Genomic DNA, 21,402 nt, shown 5'->3' with positions numbered 1-21,402 from the left:
CCGGTCGGCCCGCCCCGGTAGGGGAAACCCCACCCCGGAGAGGCGGGCGCACGGGATGGGAGCAGCCGGCCGCCGCCCATAGCCTCATGGCATGACCGCCATTCCCGTAACCGCCGCACCAACGCCGGCACCCGCCCGCCGCGTCGCCCGCCAGCTCCTGCGCGACTCCGGGTACGTGCTGCTCGGCCTGCCGCTGGCCATCGCCGGCTTCGTGGTCGTGGTGGCGGGGATCTCACTCAGCGCCGGCCTGCTCGTGACCACCGTCGGCCTGCCGGTCCTCGCCGGCACCCTCTACGCGGCCCGCGGGCTGGCCGACATCGAGCGGCTGCGCCTGCCCGCCGTGCTGCCCCAGCCCCGGGTACGCCCCGAGTACCTGGTCCCCGAGCCGGGCGCGAAGCTCTGGCGGCGGGTCTTCACCCCGATGCGCGACGCGCAGTCCTGGCTCGACCTGGCGCACAGCCTGCTCAAGCTGCTGGTGGCGGTGCCGACCTTCGTACTGCTGCTCGTCTGGTGGGCGCTCGCCGTCGCCGGCACGCTCTACGGCGCGTACGACCGGGCGATCCCGCACGGCCCGGACGACCAGGACCTCAGCCAACTCCTCGGGATGGGCGACGGGGCCGGGGCGCGGATCGCGCTGAATACCGCAATCGGCGTGTTCTGCCTGTTCACCCTGCCGCTGCTGGCCCGGGCGTGCGCCCTGCTCCAGGCCGGCCTGGCCCGCTTCCTGCTGACCGGGGTGGCCGAGATGCGCAACCGGATCAGCACGCTGGAGGAGCAGAAGCGCGCCGCCGCCTCGGCCGAGGCGTCCGCCCTGCGCCGGCTGGAACGCGACATCCACGACGGCCCGCAACAGCGCCTGGTCCGGCTCGCCATGGACCTGAGCCGGGCCCGCCAGCAGCTCGCCGCCGACCCGGAGGCGGCCCGCCGGACCCTGGACGAGGCGGTCACCCAGACCCGGGAGACCCTGGACGAGCTGCGGGCCCTGTCCCGCGGGATCGCACCGCCGATCCTGGTCGACCGGGGCCTGCCCAGCGCCCTGGCCGCGCTCGCCGCCCGCGCCCTGGTCCCGGTCGAGCTGGTGATCGAACCCGACCTGGGCACGCCGGGCGGACGGCTCGACCCGGCGGTGGAGAACACGGCGTACTTCGCGGTAGCGGAGGCGCTGACCAACGTCGCCAAGCACAGCCAGGCCACCTCCTGCCAGGTCGAGGTGACCCGCCGGGTCGGCCGGCTGGAGATCGCCGTCCGCGACGACGGGGTGGGCGGTGCCCACCTGGCCAAGGGGCACGGACTGGCCGGCATCGCCGACCGGGTGCGCGCCATCGGCGGCACGCTCGACGTGGTCAGCCCGGCCGGCGGCCCCACCCGGATCCACGCCGAGCTGCCCCGATGAGCCGGCCGGCGACCGCCCCGGATGGCCGGGCTGATCGGGGCAGCGCGGCGGGGCCGAGCGTCCCGGTGGCGTCGGCGTGGTAGACACCGGAGCCATGCGGGTGGTGATCGCGGACGACGCCGTACTGCTCCGGGAGGGGCTGGTCCGGCTGCTGACCGAGTCGGGGCACGAGGTGCTGGCCGCCGTCGGTGACGGCGACGCGCTGGTCGAGGCGGTGGTCCGGCACCGGCCGGACGTGTCGGTGGTGGACGTGCGGATGCCGCCCTCGCACACCGACGAGGGGCTGCGGGCGGCGGTGGAGGCCCGCCGCCTGGTGCCGCGTACGCCGGTCCTGGTGCTCTCCCAGTATGTCGAGGTGTCGTACGCCGACGACCTGCTGGCGACCACCGGCGGCGTCGGCGGTGGCGGGATCGGCTACCTGCTCAAGGACCGGGTGGCCGCGATCGAGGAGTTCCTGGACGCGCTGAACCGGGTGGCCGCCGGCGGCACGGTGCTGGACCCGGAGGTGGTCGGTCAGCTGCTGGTCCGACGTCGCCGCGACGACCCGCTGCGGGACCTCACCCCCCGCGAGCGCGAGGTTCTCGCGCTGATGGCCGAGGGCCGCTCCAACACCGCGATCGCGAAGGCCCTGGTGGTCAGCGACGGCGCCGTCGAGAAGCACGTCCGCAACATCTTCACGAAACTCGACCTCCCCCCTGACGCCACCCACCACCACCGCCGGGTTCTCGCCGTCCTCGCCCACCTCCGCGCCTGACCCCGCCCAGCCAGGCGTCGATCACGAAGTTGTTGGCACGACACGCCGGCGTCGAGGGCGACAACTTCCTGATCGACCAGGTGTCAGCGGCCCTCAGGGGAGGGTGTGGGCGAGGTTGACCGCGCTGGTGAGGGTGTCGGCGGTGGGGTGGCCGGAGGCGCGGAGGCGGGCCGGGTCGGAGATGCCGCCGGTGTAGAGGACGCAGCGGGCGCCGACGGAGATCGCCGCGTCGGCGTCGTCGAGCGAGTCGCCGATCAGCACCACCTCACCGCCGGCCAGGCCCAGCTCGGCCAGGTGCTTCGCCAGCCACTCCGCCTTGGAGCCACCGCCGACCGCCGACCGCAGCCCGTCCACCCGGGTGAAGTGCGGGGTGAGGCCGTAGGTGTGCACGGTCGGCACCAGTTCGTCGTGGAACCACATGGACAGCAGCGACTGACTGCCCGGCCAGGCCGCGATCGCGGCGGTCGCGTCGGCGGCCAGCGCGCAACTCGTCAGCCCCGCCCGGTACGCTTCGTGGAAGATCCGGTCGAGCCGGCCGTACGCCTCGTCGTCCATCGCCCGGCCCAGCATCTCGGCGTAGTAGTCGGCGACCGGCCGGCGGAACCGCACCCGGTGCTCGTCGGCGGTGATCGCCGGCCCGCCCGCGCTGGCGAAGGCGACGTTCGTGGCCCGGACCACCAGGTCCAGGTCGTCGAGGAGGGTGCCGTTCCAGTCCCACACCAGGTGGTGCCGCGCAGGGGTCATCGCAGCACCATAATCGAGCCCGCCAACAGGATCAGAGCTGCGGGGTGGTCAGGTCCCGCAGCAGCCGCTCCTCCTCGACCCGCCAGTAGCCGTGCTCCTTGCCGTCGAGCAGCACCACCGGCAGCCGGTCGCCGTACTCGCGTTCCAGCTCCACGTCGCCGGTCACGTCCTTCTCCAGCCACCGGTCGCCGGTGACCGCCACCACCCGGTCCAGCGCCGCCTTCGCGTCCTCACAGAGGTGGCAGTCGGGCCGGGTGATCAGGGTGAGCCGGGCGTCAGTGGACATCGGGTACCTCCGTGCGGATCTCGGTCGGCGGGGCCGGGGACGGCACCGGGGGCGCCGACGGGCGGAGCTGGGTCTTGCGTACCTTGCCGATCGCCGAGTACGGCAGCGTGTCGACGAACTCGACGGCGGTCGGGCACTTGAACCGGGCGAGGTTACGCGCGCAGTGGGCGAGCAGGTCCGCCTCCGTCGCCCCGGAGCCGGGTGCCCGCACCACGTACGCCCGGACAGTCTCCCCGGTCCGCGGATGCGGCACCCCAAGGACCGCCGACTCGGCCACCCCGGGGTGCGCGTCCAGCACCAGCTCCACCTCGTGCGGGTAGACGTTGAAGCCGTTCACCAGGATCAGCTCGCCCAGCCGGTCGACCAGGAAGAGGTCGCCGTCGGCGTCGGCGTACGCGACGTCGCCGGTGGCCCACCAGCCGTCGGGGTCCGGGCCGCCCCGACCGTCTGGCCAGTAGCCGGCGAAGAGGTTCGCGCCCCGGACCACGATCTCACCCGGGTCGGTGCCCGGGCCGTCGTCGGAGAGGTCGGGCCCGTCCGGGTCGTCCTCGGGCGCGGCGACGCCGTCCCGCCACAGGTCGGCCCCGTCCGCGCCGACCAGGCGCAGCTCGACGCCGGGCAGCGGCCGGCCGATCGAGCCCGGCTTCGGCGCCCCGCCGACCAGGGTCGAGGTGAGCACCGGGGCGGTCTCGGTCAGGCCGTACCCGACATGCAACGGGCGACCGGCGACCTCGGCGAACCGCGCCGCGGTCGCGGGCGGCAGCGGCGCCGCGCCGCAGACCGCCACCCGGACCGACGCCGTCGCCGCCGCCAGGACGTCGCCGCCCGCCTCGGCCCAGCTGAGGAACATCGACGGTACGCCGACCAGCACGCTGACCCGGTGCCGGGCGATCTCGTCGAGCCCCCCGGTCGGGCCGAGCTCGTCGACGAGCACCCCGGTGGCGCCGTGGTGCACGACCGCCCCCAGCCCCGAGTTCAACCCGTACGCGTGAAAGAGCGGCAGCGCGAGCAGCACGGTGTCGTCGGGCCCGACCACCGGCGGGGTGATCCGCCCGACCTGCTCGTGGTTGGCGGCCAGCGCGCGGTGCGACAGCATCGCGCCCTTGGGGCGGCCCTCCGTGCCGGAGGTGTAGAGCAGCACCGCCAGCTCCTCGCCGCCCCGCCGGGGGAAGGCGACCGGCGCGCCGCCGTCGGTGACCGGCGGGGCGGTGTGCACGGCGGTCAGCGCGGGCAGCTCGGCGGCGAGGCCGGCGACCCGGTCGCGGACCTCGGCGGCGCAGATCAGCACGGCGGCGCCGGAGTCGGCGAGCACGTGCCGCAGCTCCCGGGCGGTGAGGCCGGGATTCATCGGCACCGCGACCAGCCCGGCGCGCAGCACCGCGAGGTAGCTGACCACGAAGTCCGGGCAGTTGCCGAACGACACGGCCACCCGGGGCGGCAGCCGGTCGCCGGCCGTCCCGCCCGGCGCCGAGGCGGCCAGCGCCCGGGCCGTTGCGGTCACCGCGGCGTCCAGTTCGGACCAGGTCAGGGTGCGGTCCCGCCAGTGCAGCGCGGGGCGGTCGCCGTGGGCGAGGGCCGCCCGGCGGAGCCGGTCGGCGAGGTTCGGCGCGGTGCTGTCGGCTGCGTCCTGCACGGTGGCTGAGTCTGGCACAGCGACGCCCGGGCGACCATGCCCCCGCGCGCGGACGGCAGGGACGGCCGGCGCGGTCCCGTCAACAGGACCCGGAGGCGAAGGCCTCAGCCCGGCCCGGCGGACCCGTCGGAGCGGCCGGGAAGGGGTGCCGCGACACGCCGAAGGACGGCCGGAAATCGCTCCGACCAGGACTTTCCACTCCAGACCAGCTGGCGCCGGCAAAGTCAACCGCACACGACGGACAACCGGTCCGCCATCCGTGCGACAGGGAGGGAAATACTTCCGCCCTGTGTAACGGACTTGCCACGCGCGGGTGACGTTGGCCCCTATCATCACTCGGGTCGGCTCACCCCATTTGCCGTGAGTCGACACCCCTCAGCCCGAGGAGGCCCCCGTGCCTGTGAGCGCATTGGACCAGCACCTCAAGGGGACCTGCCGCCCGTCGGCACGTCCCGGAACGGCCCTGCCCGACCGGGGCGCCCCCGGTCCCGTCGCGACGCCGCGGCGGCCGGCGCGGCCGTGCTCCGCCGGGATCAGGGAGGCCCGGTGACCACCTTCGGTTACGCCGAGCGGCCGCTCGGTCTCACCAGCCCGACCCCGAGGACGCCGGTCAACGAACGCCTGGAACCGCAGCCGCGCGGTGCGGCGGAGGGCACGTGGAGCCTCGCCGTCCGCGGCGACGGCGCCCGCCGGGTCCGCAACCGCGCGCACCACAACGAGGCGCCCGCCCGCCCCGCCCTCCCGGGCGGCAACGCCAGCCGGGTCGGCTCCCCGGCCCGGCCCACCATGCCGGCGCAGGGCCGCCGGGCCGCGGAGACGCCGGCGCCCACCGACCCGTCGGCCGGCGAGACGGCCATCCTGCCGGCGGTGCCGGCCGCCGACACGGCGGTGCTGCCCGCGGTGCCCGCCGCGCCGGTCACCGCCACCGGCTTCCCGAGCCGCCCCGACCCGTCGGACCCGGCCACCGAGGTCTGGACGCTGGTCGAGCGGGCCCAGGCCGGCGAGGCCGAGGCCTTCGGCCTCATCTACGACCGGTACGTCGACACCGTCTTCCGGTTCGTCTACTTCCGCGTCGGCAACCGCCAGCTGGCCGAGGACCTGACCTCCGACACCTTCCTCCGGGCGCTCAAGCGGATCGGGAGCTTCACCTGGCAGGGCCGCGACCTCGGCGCCTGGCTGGTCACCATCGCCCGCAACCTGGTCGCCGACCACTTCAAGTCCGGCCGCTACCGCCTGGAGGTCACCACCGGCGACGTTCTCGACGCCGACCGGGAGGACCGCGGGCCGGAGGGCAGCCCGGAAGCGGCGGTTGTCGAGCACATCACCAACGTCGCCCTGCTCACCGCGGTCAAGCAGCTCAACCCGGAGCAGCAGGAGTGCATCGTGCTCCGCTTCCTCCAGGGCTTCTCCGTCGCCGAGACGGCCCGCGCCATGGGCAAGAACGAGGGCGCGATCAAGGCGCTGCAGTACCGGGCGGTCCGGGCCCTGGCCCGGCTGCTGCCCGACGGCTTCCAGCCCTGACAGACCCGGTCGGCGCCGGCCCGCCCCCGCACCCGCGGGCGGGCGAGCGGCGTCCGCTCGTCCGTGACGACGATCACTCTTCGTGATTTCGCCTCCGCCGGCCCCGTAACCGCCACCCGGCGCGGACCGTTTCTCCGGGTGCGACCAGTGGTTGTTCCGGCGTCTCCCGGGCCACCCGGTCCGGCGGGCACGGTCGAGCAACCTGGTCGGCCGTCGGCGTCAGGCTGCCACCGGTCGCTGGTGCCGAATACGGCCGCACGGGCCGTGACCAGCGAGAGGAGGTGCCTGCGGTGGACAGCGACCTCTTCTCCCGTCGGCGCGCCGAGCGCTTCGCACAGCTCCTCGACGAGGCCAATGGTGGCCGACGTCACCACGTGCGCTCCCGGGTCGACGACGAACTCGCCACGCTCGTCGCGGTCAGCCAGCGGCTCACCGCCGACCGGCCGGACGTCCAGGTCGACCAGGACTTCCGCTCCGGACTGCGGGCGATGCTGGTGGCCACCGCCGAGCGGGAGGGCATCGGCGCCCCGGCGGCGGCGAAGTCCGAGACCGCGGGGGCGGGCGCCAGCACCCGGGCTTCGCTCCTGCCGGCGGTCACCGCCCGGCGGGCCCGCGCCCGGGGCGCGATCCTGGTCGGCATCGCCGCGGGTGCCGTCGCGCTTTCCGGCATCTCCGCCGCCAGCGAGAACGCGGTGCCCGGCGACGCGCTGTACGGCATGAAGCGCTCCACCGAACGCGCCCAGCTCGCCCTGGCCAGCTCGGACATCAGTCGCGGCCAGCTCTTCCTCGACTTCGCCCGGACCCGGCTCGACGAGGCCGCCAGCGTCCACGGCGACCGGATCGGCTTCGGCGCGGTCCTCGACGACATGGACGCCGACACCCGCCAGGGCGTACGCCTGCTCACCACCGTCGCGGCGCAGCGCGCCGACCCGGGCGGCCTGGACGCGGTCAACGTCTTCGTCACCGGCCAGCGCCGGGCGGTCAGCGGACTGCTCGAGCGGACCGATCAGGTCGAGCGGGACCGCACCCGGCGCTCGCTGGCGCTGCTCGACGCCGCGCGCGATCGCGCCGACGCGCTGCGCGCCGCGATCGCGTGCGGGTTGCCGACGCCCGCCGCCAGCGACGCGCTCGGTCCCGCCCCGGGCACCTGCCCCGCCGAGCGCTGACCCGCGGCCGGCGCGACAGCCGACCACGCCACAGTTCTCCACTCGTACGACCGGCCGTCACCGGCGTCCGGATACGCTCGCCCTGGAGCACGCGTCGCGGTCGTCGAGCGGAGGGAGGTCGCGTGGCCCGCACCCGGAAGGTCACGGTCAGCACCGACGTCCACGGTCACACCGCCGGCTGGTCGGAGACCGAGCAGGCCCCGCCGGTCACGCCCGATCCCACCGCGGCGGCCTTCTTCGACGTGGACAACACGATGATGCAGGGCGCGTCGATCTACTGGTTCGCCCGCGGACTGGCCGCCCGGAAGTACTTCACCACCGGGGACCTGGCCCGGTTCGCCTGGCAGCAGGCGAAGTTCCGGCTCCTCGCCACCGAGCACGCCGGCGACATGTCGCAGGCCAAGGAGGCCGCGCTGGCCTTCATCAACGGCTGGCGGGTGGAGGACGTCGAGCGCCTCGCCGACGAGATCTTCGACGAGCTGATGGCCCCGAGGATCTGGACGGGCACCCGCAAACTGGCGCAGCGCCACCTCGACCGAGGTGAGCGGGTGTGGCTGGTCAGCGCCGCCCCGGTGGAGATCGGCCGGGTGATCGCCGCCCGGCTGGGCCTGACCGGGGCGATCGGGACGGTCGCCCAGGTGGTCGACGGGGCGTACACCGGTCGGCTGGTCGGCGACCTGATGCACGGGCCGGCCAAGGCCGAGGCGGTGACCCAGCTCGCCGCGGTGGAGGGGCTGGACCTGACCCGCTGCGCCGCCTACAGCGACTCCGCCAACGACCTGCCGATGCTCTCCACGGTGGGGCATCCGGTGGCGATCAACCCGGACGCCGCCCTGCTCCGGCAGGCCCGCGAGCGCGGCTGGGACGTCCGGGACTTCCGCACCGGCCGCCGGGCGGTCAAGATCGCCGTACCGTCGACCGCCGCCGCCGGCCTGGTCGCCGGGGCGGTCAGCGCCGGTCTGGCCCTGCACCGCCGCCGCCGTACCCCCTGAGGCCGGTCAGGGGCCGAACGGGTCGGGGCGGCGTTCGAGCAGCTTGTGCAGGGTCTGTTGAATGGTCTCCCGCACCTGGTCGGCGAGGTTGAACACGACCAGCGGGTCGTCGGCCGAGTCGGTCAGGTGCGCGGTGGGGATCGGCGGGCAGAACTCGATGAGCCACTTGCTGGGCAGCGGCACCATGCCCAGCGGCCCGAGCCACGGGAACGTCGGCGTCACCGGGAAGTACGGCAGCTTGAGCAGCCGGGCGAGCGGCTTGAGGTCGGCGAGCATCGGATAGATCTCCTCGCCGCCGACGATGGCCACCGGCACGATCGGGGTGCCGGTGCGCAGCGCCGCGGAGACGAACCCGCCCCGCCCGAACCGCTGGAGCTTGTAGCGGTCGGAGTAGAGCTTGCCGATGCCCTTGAAGCCCTCCGGGAAGACGCCGACCAACTCGCCGTTGCCGAGCAGCCGCTCGGCGTCCGGGTTGCAGGCCACCGTCCCGCCGGTCTTCCGGGCGATCTCGGAGACCACCGGCATCCGGAAGACCAGGTCGGCGCCGAGCAGCCGCAGGTAGCGGCGGCCCGGATGCCGGTCGTGCAGCGCGGTGGAGAGGATCAGCGCGTCCAGCGCCACCGTGCCGGAGTGGTTGCCGACCACCAGGGCGGGCCCGTCGGTCGGCACGTTCTCCAGGCCACCGACCTCGGTCCGGAACCAGTCCCGGTACAGCAGCCGGACCAGCGGGTGGAACACGGCGTCGGTCAGATCCGGGTCGAAGCCGAACTCGTCCACCTCGTAGTCGCCGGAGAGCCGCCGCCGCAGGAAGGCCAGCCCGCCCGCGACCCGGCGGTCCCAGTGGTCGCGCCGGTCCGCCACCGCCGGTCCGGGCGGTGCCACCACGCCGCCCTCGGCCGAGGTCACGGGGCCCGGGACGTGCGACCCGCCCGCGTCGGACCGGGCCACCGGCTCGTCCGTCGCCGCGGAGTCCGGCTCCCCGTCGACCACGCCGCCGTTCGTCCCGGCCACCGGCTCGTCCGTCGCCGCGGTGTCCGGCTCGTCCGTCGCGGCCTGGTCCGTGGCATGGGGGCGGCCGGCCGCCGTCGGGCGCCGGTGCCCGTTGCGCCGCGCCGGCTCCGCGCCCGGCCCGGCCACGGTCAGCGGTACGTCGTACCGGCCCTCGCGGCGCTCGTCCTTGCCGCTCACGAGCGCTCCCGCACGGCCGACCGGACCTGCCGGATGCCCTCCAGCACCAGCCGCTCGGCCGCGGCGAGCTGATCCCGAGTCACCACCACGCCACCATGGTGGGCGCGGATGAAGTCGTCGAACGCGGCGGCGGTGGAGCGCGGCTGGAAGCCGTACTCCCGCTCGAGCCTGGTCGTGTCCACCACCCGACCGTGCACGAAGAGGTCGACCTGGTCCAAACCGTAGCGGCCGAAACCCAGGTTGCGGGCGATCGCGGCGGCGCCGGAGAGGCCGGGTTCGAGCACCGGCATCGCGACCCGGCCGGCCCGGCGGATCGCCTGGGAGAGGGAGAGCACGCCCGGGCCGGCGACGTTGTACGTCCCCGGGTGGTCCTCGACGATCGACCGGTGCAGCACCTCGAGCGCGTCGTCGAAATGGACGAACTGCAGCCGCGGGTCACGGCCGAACACGGTGGGCACCACCGGCTGGGAGAAGTAGCGGGTCAGCGTGGTGTCCGCGGTGGAGCCGATGAACGGCGCGAAGCGCAGCACGGTGTCGATCACGTCGGGGCGGCGCCGGCGGAACCCGCGGACGTACCCCTCGATGTCGAGGATGTCGCGGCCGAAACCGCCGCGCGGCACCTCGCGCGGCTCGGTCTCCTCGGTGAACACGGCCGGGTCGCGGAACGACGCGCCGTACGCGGCGGTCGACGAGCGGACCACGAGCTTGCGCAACCGGGGCGCCCGCTGGCAGGCGGCGAGCAGCTGCATGGTGCCGATGACGTTCTGTTCCTTCATCGCCGCCCGCCCGCCGTGCTGCGGGTCGGGGGCGCTGACCAGGGCGAGGTGCACCACGGCGTCGACCTCGAGGTCGGCCAGCAGGCCGCCGAGCGAGTCGAGGTCGAGGCGGATCCGTTCGACCCGGTCGAGCAGGTCGGTGAACTCGGGGCCGGGAGTGGCCGGGTCGACGCCGATGACCCGTTCGATCCGGGGGTCGGCGGCGAGTCGGGCGGCGACGTGGGCGCCGAGGTAGCGGCCGACCCCGGTCACGACGACGACCCCCGGAGCACCTGGGGTGCCACCGGGGGTCATGTCGTGCGCCTTGTCTGGCAGGCGGGATCGAGCCGGGACGTCCGCGGCCTGATCACCTGAGCCTCCGAGAGTCGACAGTTGGCAAGTGGTGCCGGATGCCGGGCCATGGCCCGGCCCCGGTCACTTGCCGAGACGGCGACGCTGGACGCGGGTCTTGCGCAGCAGCTTGCGGTGCTTCTTCTTAGCCATGCGCTTGCGGCGCTTCTTGACCACCGAGCCCATACGACAGCCTTTCGATACAACGTGCGGGGCGGACCGGGAGACACCACCGCGGGTGGCGTCGTGACCGCTTGCGGACAACGGACCGGACCAGCGTGGTGGGCAGGGCGCACCAGAGTGAGGTCACGGTCGGGTCCAGGGTAGCCGGAGTGCGTCAGCAGGACCAACGCGCCCCCGTCGATGCCCGTTACGTCGCACTCGCCGGAGCGCTCGACGGTGGGTCAGGCGGTTTCCTGAAACGCGCCCCGGAGGTATTCGTGCACCGCGTGCTCGGGCACCCGGAAGGACCGGCCCACCCGTACCGCGGTCAGCTCGCCGCTGTGCACGAGACGGTAGACCGTCATCTTGGAGACCCGCATGACCGCCGCCACCTCGGCAACGGTCAGGAACCTGACATCCGACAGTCGGCCGTCGGACTGCGACCCGGCCATGGCTCACCGACCCATTCCCGTGCCCGGCGCGTGCCACCGGACGGGAGCTCCCGCCAGGACGGGCAACGCGCGTGTTACCAGTACGGTAGCGGGGCGGCTGTGACCGGCGCGATCCCTTCCTGCAACTGATCGTGGAAGGGGCGCCGTGGATCCCCTGTTCAGCTGGCACTTTGCGACTCGGTGCGTACCCCGTCCCGTTGCCGGGGACGGCACCGGTGGACGGTCATTCGGCGCGCAGCGCCACCACTGGATCGAGGCGGCCGGCCCGCTGGGCCGGCACCACCCCGAAGACGATGCCGACCGCCGCCGAGACCCCGAAGGCCAGCGCCAGCGACCACCAGGTGATCGCGGCCGGGATCGGCGAGACCGCGTCGACCAGCAGCGCCGTACCCACCCCGAGCGCCATCCCGGTCAACCCGCCGATCGAGGTGAGCAGCACCGCCTCCAGCAGGAACTGCACGCCGATGTCCCGGGGGCGGGCACCGACCGCCTTGCGCAGGCCGATCTCCCGGGTCCGCTCCCGGACCGAGACCAGCATGATGTTGGAGACGCCGACCCCGCCGACCAGCAGCGAGATGCCGGCGATGGCGGCCAGCACGCCGGTGAGCACGCCGAGAATGTCCCCGAGCACGCCGAGGATCTGCTGCTGGGTGACCGCGCTGAACTCGGTGTCCGGATGCCGCCGGGTCAGCTCGGCGACGATCCGGTCGCCCAGCTCGCCGATCCGCTCCCGGTCCGGCGCCTTCACCGCGATGCCGTCGACCCGCTGGGTGCCCCAGAGCCGCTGCGCCGCGGTCACCGGCACGTGCACCTCGTCGTCCCGGTCCACCCCGAGGCTCTGTCCCAGCGACGTGAACACGCCGATCACCCGGAACCGCACCCCGGCCAGCGCGACCTGCTGGCCGAGCGGATCCCGGTCGGGGAAGAGCGCCCGGGCGACCCCGGCGCCGAGCACCGCCACCCGCCGGCTGGTGTCCACGTCGGCCCCGGTCAGGTAGCGGCCCCGGGCGAGCGAGCGGGTGAAGACGGTGGGCGTGGTCTCCAGCACCCCTTGGACGGTGGTGAAGTCCGACCGGTTGCCGGCCCGCGCGGTGGCCCCGGAGGCGACGGTGACCGCCACCCGGCCCGGGTCGCCGACCACCCGGGAGACCGCGTCGACGTCATTCAGGGTCAGCGGCGAGACCACCGGGGCGGTGCCCACCTCGATCTTGCCGGGCACCACCAGGAGCAGGTTCGAGCCGAGCCCCTCGACCTGCTGCTCGACCTTCTGCTTCGTACCGGTGCCGATGGCGACCAGGATGACCACCGAGGCGACCCCGATGATCACGCCGAGCATGGTCAGCGCGCTGCGCAGCCGGTTGGCCCGCAGCGCGTCCAGCGCCACCCGCCAGGCCTCGGCCATCCTCACCGGGCGTCCTCCCGCGGAAGGCGCCCGGTGGCTCCGGTGGCGCCACCGGAGCCACCGGACGGGTGCCCCGGTCCGCTTCCGGACGCGGACCGGGGCTCCGCGCTGGGAGCGGCGTCCAGTGTCTCAGGTCCGTCGCCGCCGTCCGACGCCGGTCGATCATGAACCGTGTCGGAGCGGATCAGGCCGTCTCGGACGGCGATCCGCCGGCCGGCCCGGGCGGCCACCTCGTGGTCGTGGGTGACCATCACCAGGGCCACCCCGGACTCGGCGTTCAACTGTTCCAGCAGCTCCAGCACCGCCTCGCCGGTGGCGGTGTCCAGGTTGCCGGTCGGCTCGTCGGCGAGCAGCACCGCCGGGTCGGTGACCAGCGCCCGGGCGATCGCGACCCGCTGCTGCTCGCCGCCGGAGAGCTGGTTGGGCCGGTGGTGCAGCCGGTGCCCCAGCCCCACCCGGCCGAGCACCGCCGCCGCCCGCTCCCGCCGCTGCCGCGCGCCGATCCCCCGGTAGACCAGGGGCAGCGCCACGTTGTCCACCGCCGACGTCCGCGGCAGCAGGTGGAACGCCTGGAAGACGAAGCCGATGGTCTCGTTCCGCAGCGTCGCCAGCTCCGGGGCGGAGAGGCTGCCCACGTCCCGGCCGCCGATCACCAGCCGGCCGCCGGTCGGCTGGTCCAGCCCGCCGAGCAGGTGCATCAGGGTGGACTTGCCGGAGCCGGACGGACCGACCACCGCGACGTAGTCGCCGGGCGCGATGGTCAGCGACACCCCGCGCAGCGCCGGCACCGAGACCCCGTCCAGCTGGTACGTCCGGGACACGTCGACCGCCTCGATCGCGGGCACCCCGGGCGGCGTCACCGAGCCGGTCTTCGGGGCTCGCAGGACGGGTTCGCTCCGCCCACTCACCGGAGTTCCTGGCCGTCGCGGACCTGGTCCGCGCCCCGGACCACCACCTGGTCACCGGCCTGCACACCGCTGACGATCTGCACCAGGTCCTGCCCCTGCACGCCCACGGTGACCGGCACCTGGTCCGCCTTGCCGTCCCGCAGCACCCAGACCGCGTCCCGCCCGTCGGCGGAGAAGACCGCCGAGGCGGGCACGGCGACGGCGTCGGCCGCCTCGCGGACCCGGAGGTGGACCACGGCGTTCATGCCGGGGCGGGGCGGCGGGGCAGCCTCCCCCTCGCCGAGGCGACCCGTGCCCAGGGCCAGCCGCACCCGGTAGGTGACCCCACCCCGGGCGGAGGTGGTGGGCAGCACGTCGACCGAGCGGACCTTCGCGTCGTACGTCGCGCCGGTCACCGCGTCCAGCTCGACCGAGGCGGCCACCCCGGACCGGACCAGGAGCACGTCCGTCTCGTCGACCTCGGCGAGCAGGCCCAGCGCGCCGATGTCGACCACGGTGAGCACCGGGGTCCCGGCGGTGACCCGCCCACCGGCCGGCACGGCGTCGTCCACGCCGGGCGGCGGACCGCCCTGGGCGGGGGCGAACGCTGACGGGTCCAGCCCCGGCGCGCCGCCCGCGCCGAGCAACCCGGCCAGGTCGGCCGACCCGCTCGCGGACCGGGTGCCGCCGGGCTGCACCACCCCGTCGACCGGCGCGCGCAGGGTGAGCGCGTCGACGGTCGCCTTCGCCAGGTCGTACGCCTGCTGCGCCTGGAGCCGCTGAACGCTGGAGAGCGCGCCGACCGCGGAGTTCAGCCCGGCCACGCCGCGCTGCACCGCGTTGACCACCCGGTCGGCGGCGCGCGCGGCCGACTCGTACTGCCGCTGCGCGGACTCCACCTGGAGCAGCAGCGCGGACCGCAGCTGCTGGTCGCCGATCTTCCCGGCGGCGATTCGGGCCGCGTCGAACGCCTCGGCGGCGGCCTTGTCCGTGCCGCGCCGGCTGCCGCCCAGGTCGCCGACGCCGACGCCCCGGCCCGCCCGCTTCGCGGCGCGCAGCGCCTCGCGGGCCTGCCGGAGCCGGTCCTGGGCGGACGGTGAGCTGATGACGGCGAGCACCTGCCCCCGGCGCACCCGCTGTCCGGGCTGGACGCGCAGGCTGGCGAGGGTGCCGTCGGCGGGCGCGGTGAGGGTCGCGGCGGCCCGGGCGGTCACCGTGGCCGGGGCGTCGATCACCTCGGTGACGGCGGACCGGCCGACCTGGGCCAGCGCGACGGAAGACTTCTCGTCGCCGCACGACGCGGCGGTGGTGCCGGTCAGGGCGACGACGGCGAGGAGGGCGGTGAGCAGGCGGGGCCGCGTGGCGATCGGGGGCCGCGGCGAGTGGGTGCGGGCCACCCGGCCCATGCTACGACCCGCCGACGATCGTCGACCTGCCAGCCGCCGGTCAGCCGGCGACGGCCCGGACGTATCCGACGCAGTCGCCGTGCAGGGTGGACCACTGCTCGCCGAAGGCATGGTCGGACGCCTCCTCGGCGTACCGGCGGGTCAGGTCGGCACGGGCCGCCGGGTCGGCAACGGCGAGGAAGCCGGCCCGGTCGCCGCCGAGCAGCGCGGCGGCCTGGCGGTCCAGCTGGCCGGTCATCCGCACGCCAAGGCGCCGGGCGGCCGCCGTGGCCGGATCATCGGCACGGCCGGCCGTCCGGCCCGCCCCGCCCCCGAGCACGCCGGCCAGCAGCAGACCCGGCACGCCGCAGGTCAGGACCACCAGCACGAGCGCGAGCGCCACCCACGGCGACCAGCGCCGCCGCGACCGATTCCCGGCTGCCTGGGCCCGGTCGCCGGCCGCCGGACCCGTAAGGTCGCTCGCCGTCGCCGTCGCCGTCGCCGTCGCCGGCCGCCGGACCGTCGGGGCGCTCGCCGTCGACGACCGGAGCGTCGGGCTGCCCGTCGCCGTCAGTCACCGGCGAAGGGTACGACCAATCGGGCGACCCGGCCAGAGCCGCCGCGCGGGCGGAAGGCTCGGCCTGGATACGTGGCGCCGGGACAGATTGTGGTGCTGGCTCCTTTGGAGCTGATGTCGTAGACGAATCAGCAGCGACACGGACCGACCCACCGGCAACCCGGTCCGGAGCCACCGACAAGTGCGGCCGGAGTGGCCATCAACCGTAATCCGTGCCTGGGCTGACGGCGGTGGCGGCGGTGGCGGTAGCGGTAGCGGTGGCAGTGATTCGTTTACGACATCAGCTCCATAGCGAGCACCGGCACCACCCCACCTGAGCCGGGGCGACGGACCGTCAGGGACCACGCACCGGCTGCCACCCGAGCCGCAGCCACGGACCCGTCACGAGCCACCGCGCCAGCGTGCCCGGTGCTGCACGGCCCGTGGTCAGGTCAGGCCGGGTTGGCTAGGAGCCGGAGCAGGGCGTTGTTCACCGCCCAGAGCACGACCAGCACGGTCCCGGCCAGCGGTCGGCCGGCGAACGCGAGCAGCAGCCCACCGGCGCCGAAGCAGGCGGCCTGGACGGCGTACTTCGCGGGCGCGGGGAGCTGGACGGCCGCCCGGGGCGAGCAGAAGACGCCCCACACCACGGCGATCAGCAGGGGCGCACCGATCCCGGCGAGCAGGCGTACCGGCAGGCCGGCGTCGAGGTGGAAGCCCCACCAGCCGGCGGCGGCGAGGAGGGCCAGTTCCAGCAGGAAGGCGAGCGTCAGCAGGACGGCCTTCATCGCGGACTCCCCGCGTCGGGCCAGTCCCGGAAGGCGATGTCCAGGGCGGCCACCAGTTGCTCGTAGGACCGGTCGACGCCGCGTGGCATACCGAACCCGCCCGCCGCCTCCAAGGTCACGAAGCCGTGCACGGCGCTGCGGAAGGTCCGGGCCGCGTCGACCGCGTCGTCGCCGGTCAGGCCGTACCCGCGAAGGATGGCGTAGATGGCGTCGAGGGCCTGGCGGCCGGCGGCGACGTGCTCCGGGTCGTCCGGGGCAGGCACCTGCTGAGCCGCCGGGTACCGGCCGGGGTGCCGGCGGGCGTAGTCCCGCCAGGCGGCGGCTACCGCGCGCAGCGCGTCGCGGCCCGCACGGCCGGCGGCGGCCGCGGTCATCTCGTCGGCCAGTTCGGCGATGGCGAGCGCGCCCAGCTTCTGGTTCAGCGCGTCCGCGCCCCGGACGTGCTTGTAAAGGCTGGGCAGGGCGACGCCGAGGCGACTGGCCACGGCGGCGAGGGTGAGTCGCTCCAGGCCGACCTCGTCGGCGATCCGCGCCGCCTCCCGGACCACGGTCTGCGGGGTCAGGCCGGCCCTAGGCACGGAAGGTCACCGCCAGGAACTCCGTGAGCTGGGCGGCGGTCTCCGTCGGCCGGTCCGCGTGCGGGTAGTGGCCGGAATTCTCGATCATGCGGGCCTCGGCGGTGGCGAAGAGCCGCCGGGCGGCGCGCGCCTCCCCGCCCGGGTCCTTGAAGTCCGGGTCCCTGGTGCCCATCAGCACCAGGACCGGCTGCCGTACCTCGCCGGCGCGGGCCGTCCAGTGCGGCTCGACCGGTGCCACCACGCCGCGCACCGCGTCCATCCGGCCGCGCAGCCCGGCCACCATCTGCTTGCGGTACGCGGCGTCGTCGGCCGGCCGGTCGCCGGGGAAGAGCGTCTTGTGGAACATGCCGAACAGCCGGGGACTGCGCAGCACCACCGCCTGGAGCGCCTTCATCAGCGGGTTGGGGTCGGGCGGGGCGACGAACGGACTGACCTGCACGATCCCGTTGACCAGGTCGGGGGCGTCGGCGGCGGCGAAGACGACGGCCGCCGCGCTCGACGAGCTGCCGACCAGGGTGGCCGGGCCGCCGAGCGCGCGGACCACCGCGAGCAGGTCGGCACCGACCTCCGCGGGGGCGTACGACGCCCGGTGCGGGCTGGAGTCGCCGTGCCCCCGCACGTCCACCGAGGCCACCCGGTAGCCGGCGGTCACCAGCAGCGGGACGAGGTGGCGGAACGCCCGCCGGTTCTCGCCCATGCCGTGCGAGAGGACGACCAGCGGCCCCTCCCCGTGCACCTCGTACGCGATGGTCCCGCCGTCCCGTTCCACCCGGCTAATCGTCATAGCCGCAAGGCTAATCTCATTAGCTTTCTTCGTCAAGCAGAGATCATCGGCGGGGACGAGCTCACGGCCTGGTCGAACGGCTGAGTCACTTCTTCGAGATCAGGGCGCGGCCGAAGAACATCATGTTGGCCGGGCGCTCGGCGAGCCGGCGCATCAGGTAGCCGTACCACTGGTCGCCGTAGGGGACGTAGGTGCGCACGGTGTAGCCCTCGCCGACGAGCCGGGCCTGCTCCTCGGGTCGGATGCCGTACAACATCTGGAACTCGAACCGGTCCGGGCCGCGGTCGAACCAGCGGGCCCGGTCCTCCCCGATCGCGATCAGCCGCGGGTCGTGGGTGGCCAGCATCGGGTACCCGTCGCCGGACATCAGGACGTTCAGACAGCGCACGTACGACTTGTCCACCTCGCGGGCGGACTGGTAGGCCACCGACTCCGGCTCCTTGTACGCGCCCTTGCACAGCCGCACCCGCGAACCGGCGCCAGCCAGCTCCCGGCAGTCGGACTCGGTCCGCCGCAGGTACGCCTGGAGCACCGCCCCGGTCGACGGGTAGTCCTTGCGCAGCCTGCCCAGGACGTCCAGGGTGGAGTCGGTGGTGGTGTGGTCCTCCATGTCCAGGGTGACCGTGGTGCCCGCGGCGTCGGCCGCCGCGCAGATCGCCCGGGCGTTGTCGTAGGCGAGCTGCTCGTCGAACTTCTGGCCGAGCGCGGAGAGCTTCACGCTCACCTCGGCGGCGGGGGTGAGCCCGGCGGCCGAGAGCAGCCGCAGCAGCTTGAGATATTCGTCCCGGGTGGCGTTGGCCTGCTCGGGGGTGACGGTGTCCTCACCGAGGTTGTCGAGGGTGACCGCGAGGCCGTCGGCGACGAGTTCGCGGGTCGCGCGCAACGCGTCGTCGGTGCCGGCGCCGGCGACGAACCGACGGACGACGTCCCGGGTGAACGGGGCCGTCGCGACGAGCCGCTCGACCTGGGATGACCGGGAGGCGGCGAGGATGATGGAACGGAGCATGAGCCGAGCGTAACGCCCGCGCGCGGGCCCGCGCTGGGGGCGGCGGCCAACGTCACGCAGCGTTCCGGCGACGCCTGCCGCACTACATCGACGCGCCGCATGGCCCGTGAGTCGTCTACCGTTGGGGTCGTGAACTTCGACGCGTACGCCCGGACCGGCGTTGACCTCGTCAACGCCCGCCTGGACGACCTCGACGACCTGCGGGCCCTCTTCCCCGACGACAGCGCCTGGATGCGCGACGAGGTGGCGGAGCGGGACCTGGCGATCTTCCGGCGGGCGCAGAAGCGCCTGCGTGACGTCTTCGAATTCGGCACCTCGGGCCGGGACGGCCAGGCGGTCACCGAGCTGAACGCGCTGCTGGAGGCGTTCCCGGTGCAGCCGCGCATCTCCGGCCACGACTCCAGCGACTGGCACATGCACGTGACCAGCCGGGGCGCCTCGGTCAGCCAGGAGTACCTGGCCGGCGCGGTCTGGGGCCTGTCGGTCTGGCTGTGTGAATACGGCAGCGCCCGGTTCGGCGTCTGCGCCGACGAGCGCTGCGGCAACGTCTACCTGGACACCTCGTCGAACTGCTGCCGGCGGTTCTGCTCGGAGCGCTGTGCCACCCGCTCGCACGTGGCCGCGCACCGGGCCCGCAAGCGCGCCGCCATCGGTGACCAGCTCACCGTCCCGGCCCAGGCCGAGTCCCTCACCCCGGTCAGCTGACCGGGCGCTCCCACCCCGGTCAGGCGTCGACCGGGGAGGGGGCGGTGAGGTTGGCGCGGGCGAACTCCAGCGCCTCGCGCAGGTCGGCCTCGCGGACGGCGCGGCTCTTCGCGCCCCGGGTGGTCACCTCGACCGCGACCGACCCGGTGAAGCCGCGCCCGGAGAGCGAGCGGAGCAGCTCGGCGCAGGGCTGGCTGCCCCGGCCCGGCACCAGGTGCTCGTCGCGCCCCTCGCCGGTGCCGTCGCCGAGGTGGACGTGGGCCAGGCCGGCGCCCATCCGGTCCGCCATCTTCAGCGCGTCGGTGTGCGAGGCGGCGCAGTGCGACAGGTCCAGGGTGTACGCGGCGTAGCCGGTGTCGGTCGGATCCCAGCCGGGGACGTACGGGACGAACTGCCGGCCGGCCATCCGGACCGGGTACATGTTCTCCACCGCGAACCGCAGCCCGCCGAACTGGCCGGCGATCTTGTCCAGGCCGTCGGTGAAGTTCCGCGCGTAGTCCCGCTGCCAGGTGAACGGTGGGTGCACCACGACGGTGGGCGCCTCCAGGGTCTCGGCCAGCTCCGCGGCCTTGCGCAGCCGCTCCCACGGGTCGGGGCTCCACACCCGCTGGGTGACCAGCAGGCAGGGGGCGTGCACCGACAGCACCGGGACGCCGTAGTGGTCGGCGAGCCCGCGCAGGGCGCCCGGGTCCTGGCTGACGACGTCGGTCCAGACCATCACCTCGACGCCGTCGTAGCCGAGCGCCGCGGCGAGCTGGAACGCCGCCGCGGTCCGCTCAGGGAAGACCGAGGAACTGGAGAGAAGCACCGGGACGCGGGAAGTCACACCCACGAGAGTAGCCGGCCCGGGCTGTAAGCATCGGGACGAGCATCCGCAAAGCGCCCAGACCGTCCGGCCGGGGTCACATCGGTTCGAGCTGATCCAGCCGGCGGAGGATGACTCCCTCGCGCAGCGCCCAGGGGCAGATGTCCAGCGCGTCGACGTCGAGCCGGCGCATCACCGCCTCGGCCACCACCGCCCCGGCGAGCAGCTGGTGGGCCCGGCCGGCGCTCACCCCCTCCAGCTCGGGGAGCTGCGCGGGCGGGATGTGCCGGATGAAGCCCAGCACCTGCCGCAGCCCGGTGCGGGTCAGGCTGCGCCGGGCCCAGAGCCCCGCGCCGGAGGGGGCGGCACCGGCCAGCCGGGCCAGCATCCGGAACGTCTTGGAGGTGGCGACCGGGCGCTCCCAGCCCACCGCCGCCAGCTTCTCCACCGCCGGGTCGAGCAGCCCGTCGACGTACTCCCGCAGCTCCTCGACGGCCTCGGCGGGCGGCGCTACGGCGCCCGCCGGGTCGACCCGCAGCCGTTCCCGGCTCAACCGGCCGGCGCCCAGCGGCAGCGAGATCGCCACGTCCGGGTCCTCGTCGATGCCGGCCGCCAGCTCCAGCGAGCCGCCGCCGATGTCGAGGGCCAGCAACCGGCCGGCCGACCAACCGAACCAGCGCCGCACCGCGAGGAAGGTCATCCGCGCCTCGTCCGCGCCGGAGAGGACCTCCAGCCGTACACCGGTCTCCTCCCGGACCCGGGCCAGCACCTCCGCCGCGTTGGTGGCGTCCCGGACGGCGGAGGTGGCGAAGGCGAGCAGGTCGTCGGCCTCCAGCCCGGCCGCCGCCGCGCGGGCCATGCCGACGGCCTTGACCAACCCGTCCGCGCCCGCGTCGGTGAGTGCGCCGTCCGGGCCGAACTGCTCGGCGAGCCGGAGCACCACCTTCTCGGAGTGCGCCGGCCAGGGGTGCGCCCCGTGGTGGGCGTCGACCACCAGCAGGTGCACCGTGTTCGAACCGACGTCGAGGACACCCAGTCGCATGCTGATGACCCTAGGCCCAACACGATTCCCCGGCTCGCCAGCCGACCCGGGGCTCCGCGCGTACCCT

General features: G+C 74.6%; 23 protein-coding genes. 6 read left to right on the top strand and 17 right to left on the bottom strand.

Translation table 11 applies throughout. The features are described from left to right. The first annotated feature begins 91 nt into the window (after positions 1-91). Positions 92-1,393, top strand: coding sequence for a sensor histidine kinase (locus tag I8N68_RS16465; protein ID WP_200210864.1), 1,302 nt, complete (start codon positions 92-94; stop codon positions 1,391-1,393). Between the two features lie 94 nt (positions 1,394-1,487). Next, the gene (locus I8N68_RS16460; protein WP_200210863.1) at positions 1,488-2,147 is read left to right on the top strand and encodes a response regulator transcription factor; all 660 of its coding nucleotides are present in this window, start codon (positions 1,488-1,490) and stop codon (positions 2,145-2,147) included. A 93-nt stretch (positions 2,148-2,240) separates the two neighbouring features. On the opposite strand, the gene I8N68_RS16455 is transcribed toward I8N68_RS16460, so the two are convergent. Genes I8N68_RS16455 through I8N68_RS16445 form a run of 3 tightly spaced genes read right to left on the bottom strand, consistent with a single transcriptional unit; the run spans position 2,241 to position 4,810 of the window. Then, positions 2,241-2,891 carry an HAD family hydrolase gene (locus I8N68_RS16455; protein ID WP_200210862.1) on the bottom strand — a complete coding sequence of 217 codons (651 nt, stop codon included), beginning with the start codon at positions 2,889-2,891 and terminating at the stop codon, positions 2,241-2,243. A 31-nt stretch (positions 2,892-2,922) separates the two neighbouring features. Further along, on the bottom strand, positions 2,923-3,177 hold the full coding sequence (locus I8N68_RS16450; protein ID WP_200210861.1) for a glutaredoxin family protein: 255 nt from the start codon (positions 3,175-3,177) through the stop codon (positions 2,923-2,925). Next, positions 3,167-4,810: an AMP-binding protein gene (locus I8N68_RS16445; protein WP_200210860.1), complete on the bottom strand. Its 1,644-nt coding sequence runs from the start codon at positions 4,808-4,810 to the stop codon at positions 3,167-3,169. Before I8N68_RS16445 ends, I8N68_RS16450 begins: the two co-directional genes overlap by 11 nt. 546 nt (positions 4,811-5,356) lie before the next feature. Here I8N68_RS16445 and I8N68_RS16440 point away from each other — a divergent pair. The 3 genes from I8N68_RS16440 (at position 5,357) to I8N68_RS16430 (ending at position 8,489) form a co-directional block, all read left to right on the top strand. Then, on the top strand, positions 5,357-6,331 hold the full coding sequence (locus I8N68_RS16440; protein WP_200210859.1) for an ECF subfamily RNA polymerase sigma factor, BldN family: 975 nt from the start codon (positions 5,357-5,359) through the stop codon (positions 6,329-6,331). A gap of 290 nt (positions 6,332-6,621) precedes the next feature. Further along, entirely contained in the window at positions 6,622-7,497 is an 876-nt protein-coding gene (locus I8N68_RS16435) for a DUF5667 domain-containing protein (protein ID WP_200210858.1), read from the top strand. A gap of 122 nt (positions 7,498-7,619) precedes the next feature. Next, complete coding sequence (locus I8N68_RS16430; protein WP_200210857.1) at positions 7,620-8,489, top strand: HAD family hydrolase; 870 nt, start codon at positions 7,620-7,622, stop codon at positions 8,487-8,489. A 6-nt stretch (positions 8,490-8,495) separates the two neighbouring features. On the opposite strand, the gene I8N68_RS16425 is transcribed toward I8N68_RS16430, so the two are convergent. From I8N68_RS16425 to I8N68_RS16370, 12 genes are all read right to left on the bottom strand, one after another. Then, positions 8,496-9,350, bottom strand: a complete 855-nt coding sequence (locus I8N68_RS16425; RefSeq protein WP_200210922.1) for a lysophospholipid acyltransferase family protein — start codon at positions 9,348-9,350, stop codon at positions 8,496-8,498. Between the two features lie 323 nt (positions 9,351-9,673). Beyond that, positions 9,674-10,747: an NAD-dependent epimerase/dehydratase family protein gene (locus I8N68_RS16420; RefSeq protein WP_200210856.1), complete on the bottom strand. Its 1,074-nt coding sequence runs from the start codon at positions 10,745-10,747 to the stop codon at positions 9,674-9,676. Positions 10,748-10,867: 120 nt separating this feature from the next. Beyond that, a complete protein-coding gene (locus tag I8N68_RS16415; RefSeq protein WP_007465623.1) occupies positions 10,868-10,969 on the bottom strand; it encodes a 30S ribosomal protein bS22 in 102 nt (33 codons plus the stop codon). A 218-nt stretch (positions 10,970-11,187) separates the two neighbouring features. Then, positions 11,188-11,397 (bottom strand): helix-turn-helix domain-containing protein, encoded by a 210-nt coding sequence (locus I8N68_RS16410; protein WP_088968591.1) that lies wholly within the window; start codon positions 11,395-11,397, stop codon positions 11,188-11,190. 223 nt (positions 11,398-11,620) lie between these two features. Next, positions 11,621-12,805, bottom strand: coding sequence for an ABC transporter permease (locus tag I8N68_RS16405; RefSeq protein WP_200210855.1), 1,185 nt, complete (start codon positions 12,803-12,805; stop codon positions 11,621-11,623). Beyond that, positions 12,802-13,644, bottom strand: a complete 843-nt coding sequence (locus tag I8N68_RS16400; RefSeq protein ID WP_200210921.1) for an ABC transporter ATP-binding protein — start codon at positions 13,642-13,644, stop codon at positions 12,802-12,804. Before I8N68_RS16400 ends, I8N68_RS16405 begins: the two co-directional genes overlap by 4 nt. Positions 13,645-13,703: 59 nt before the next feature. Next, on the bottom strand, positions 13,704-15,092 hold the full coding sequence (locus I8N68_RS16395) for an efflux RND transporter periplasmic adaptor subunit (protein ID WP_200210854.1): 1,389 nt from the start codon (positions 15,090-15,092) through the stop codon (positions 13,704-13,706). Positions 15,093-15,132: 40 nt separating this feature from the next. Continuing rightward, complete coding sequence (locus tag I8N68_RS16390) at positions 15,133-15,474, bottom strand: hypothetical protein (RefSeq protein ID WP_200210853.1); 342 nt, start codon at positions 15,472-15,474, stop codon at positions 15,133-15,135. A gap of 605 nt (positions 15,475-16,079) precedes the next feature. Beyond that, a complete protein-coding gene (locus I8N68_RS16385) occupies positions 16,080-16,415 on the bottom strand; it encodes a YrdB family protein (RefSeq protein WP_200210852.1) in 336 nt (111 codons plus the stop codon). Continuing rightward, complete coding sequence (locus I8N68_RS16380) at positions 16,412-16,993, bottom strand: TetR/AcrR family transcriptional regulator (RefSeq protein ID WP_200210851.1); 582 nt, start codon at positions 16,991-16,993, stop codon at positions 16,412-16,414. Before I8N68_RS16380 ends, I8N68_RS16385 begins: the two co-directional genes overlap by 4 nt. Next, positions 16,986-17,777: an alpha/beta fold hydrolase gene (locus I8N68_RS16375; RefSeq protein WP_200210850.1), complete on the bottom strand. Its 792-nt coding sequence runs from the start codon at positions 17,775-17,777 to the stop codon at positions 16,986-16,988. Before I8N68_RS16375 ends, I8N68_RS16380 begins: the two co-directional genes overlap by 8 nt. A gap of 85 nt (positions 17,778-17,862) precedes the next feature. Beyond that, the gene (locus I8N68_RS16370) at positions 17,863-18,783 is read right to left on the bottom strand and encodes a proline dehydrogenase family protein (RefSeq protein WP_200210849.1); all 921 of its coding nucleotides are present in this window, start codon (positions 18,781-18,783) and stop codon (positions 17,863-17,865) included. 129 nt (positions 18,784-18,912) lie between these two features. Here I8N68_RS16370 and I8N68_RS16365 point away from each other — a divergent pair, with 129 nt between their 5' ends. Then, positions 18,913-19,488 carry a CGNR zinc finger domain-containing protein gene (locus I8N68_RS16365; protein WP_200210848.1) on the top strand — a complete coding sequence of 192 codons (576 nt, stop codon included), beginning with the start codon at positions 18,913-18,915 and terminating at the stop codon, positions 19,486-19,488. A 19-nt stretch (positions 19,489-19,507) separates the two neighbouring features. Here the strand turns inward: I8N68_RS16365 and I8N68_RS16360 are convergent, their stop codons facing one another. Both I8N68_RS16360 and I8N68_RS16355 read right to left on the bottom strand, forming a co-directional pair. Further along, positions 19,508-20,314: a sugar phosphate isomerase/epimerase family protein gene (locus I8N68_RS16360; RefSeq protein ID WP_200210847.1), complete on the bottom strand. Its 807-nt coding sequence runs from the start codon at positions 20,312-20,314 to the stop codon at positions 19,508-19,510. Positions 20,315-20,390: 76 nt separating this feature from the next. Continuing rightward, positions 20,391-21,335, bottom strand: a complete 945-nt coding sequence (locus I8N68_RS16355) for a Ppx/GppA phosphatase family protein (protein ID WP_200210846.1) — start codon at positions 21,333-21,335, stop codon at positions 20,391-20,393. Positions 21,336-21,402: the final 67 nt, after the last annotated feature.

The organism is Micromonospora coerulea (assembly GCF_016598485.1).
In the GTDB taxonomy this organism is placed as follows: Bacteria; Actinomycetota; Actinomycetes; order Mycobacteriales; family Micromonosporaceae; genus Micromonospora; species Micromonospora coerulea.
Note: the sequence above shows the minus strand (reverse complement) of the source record. Positions and strands in the feature narration are given on the sequence as shown.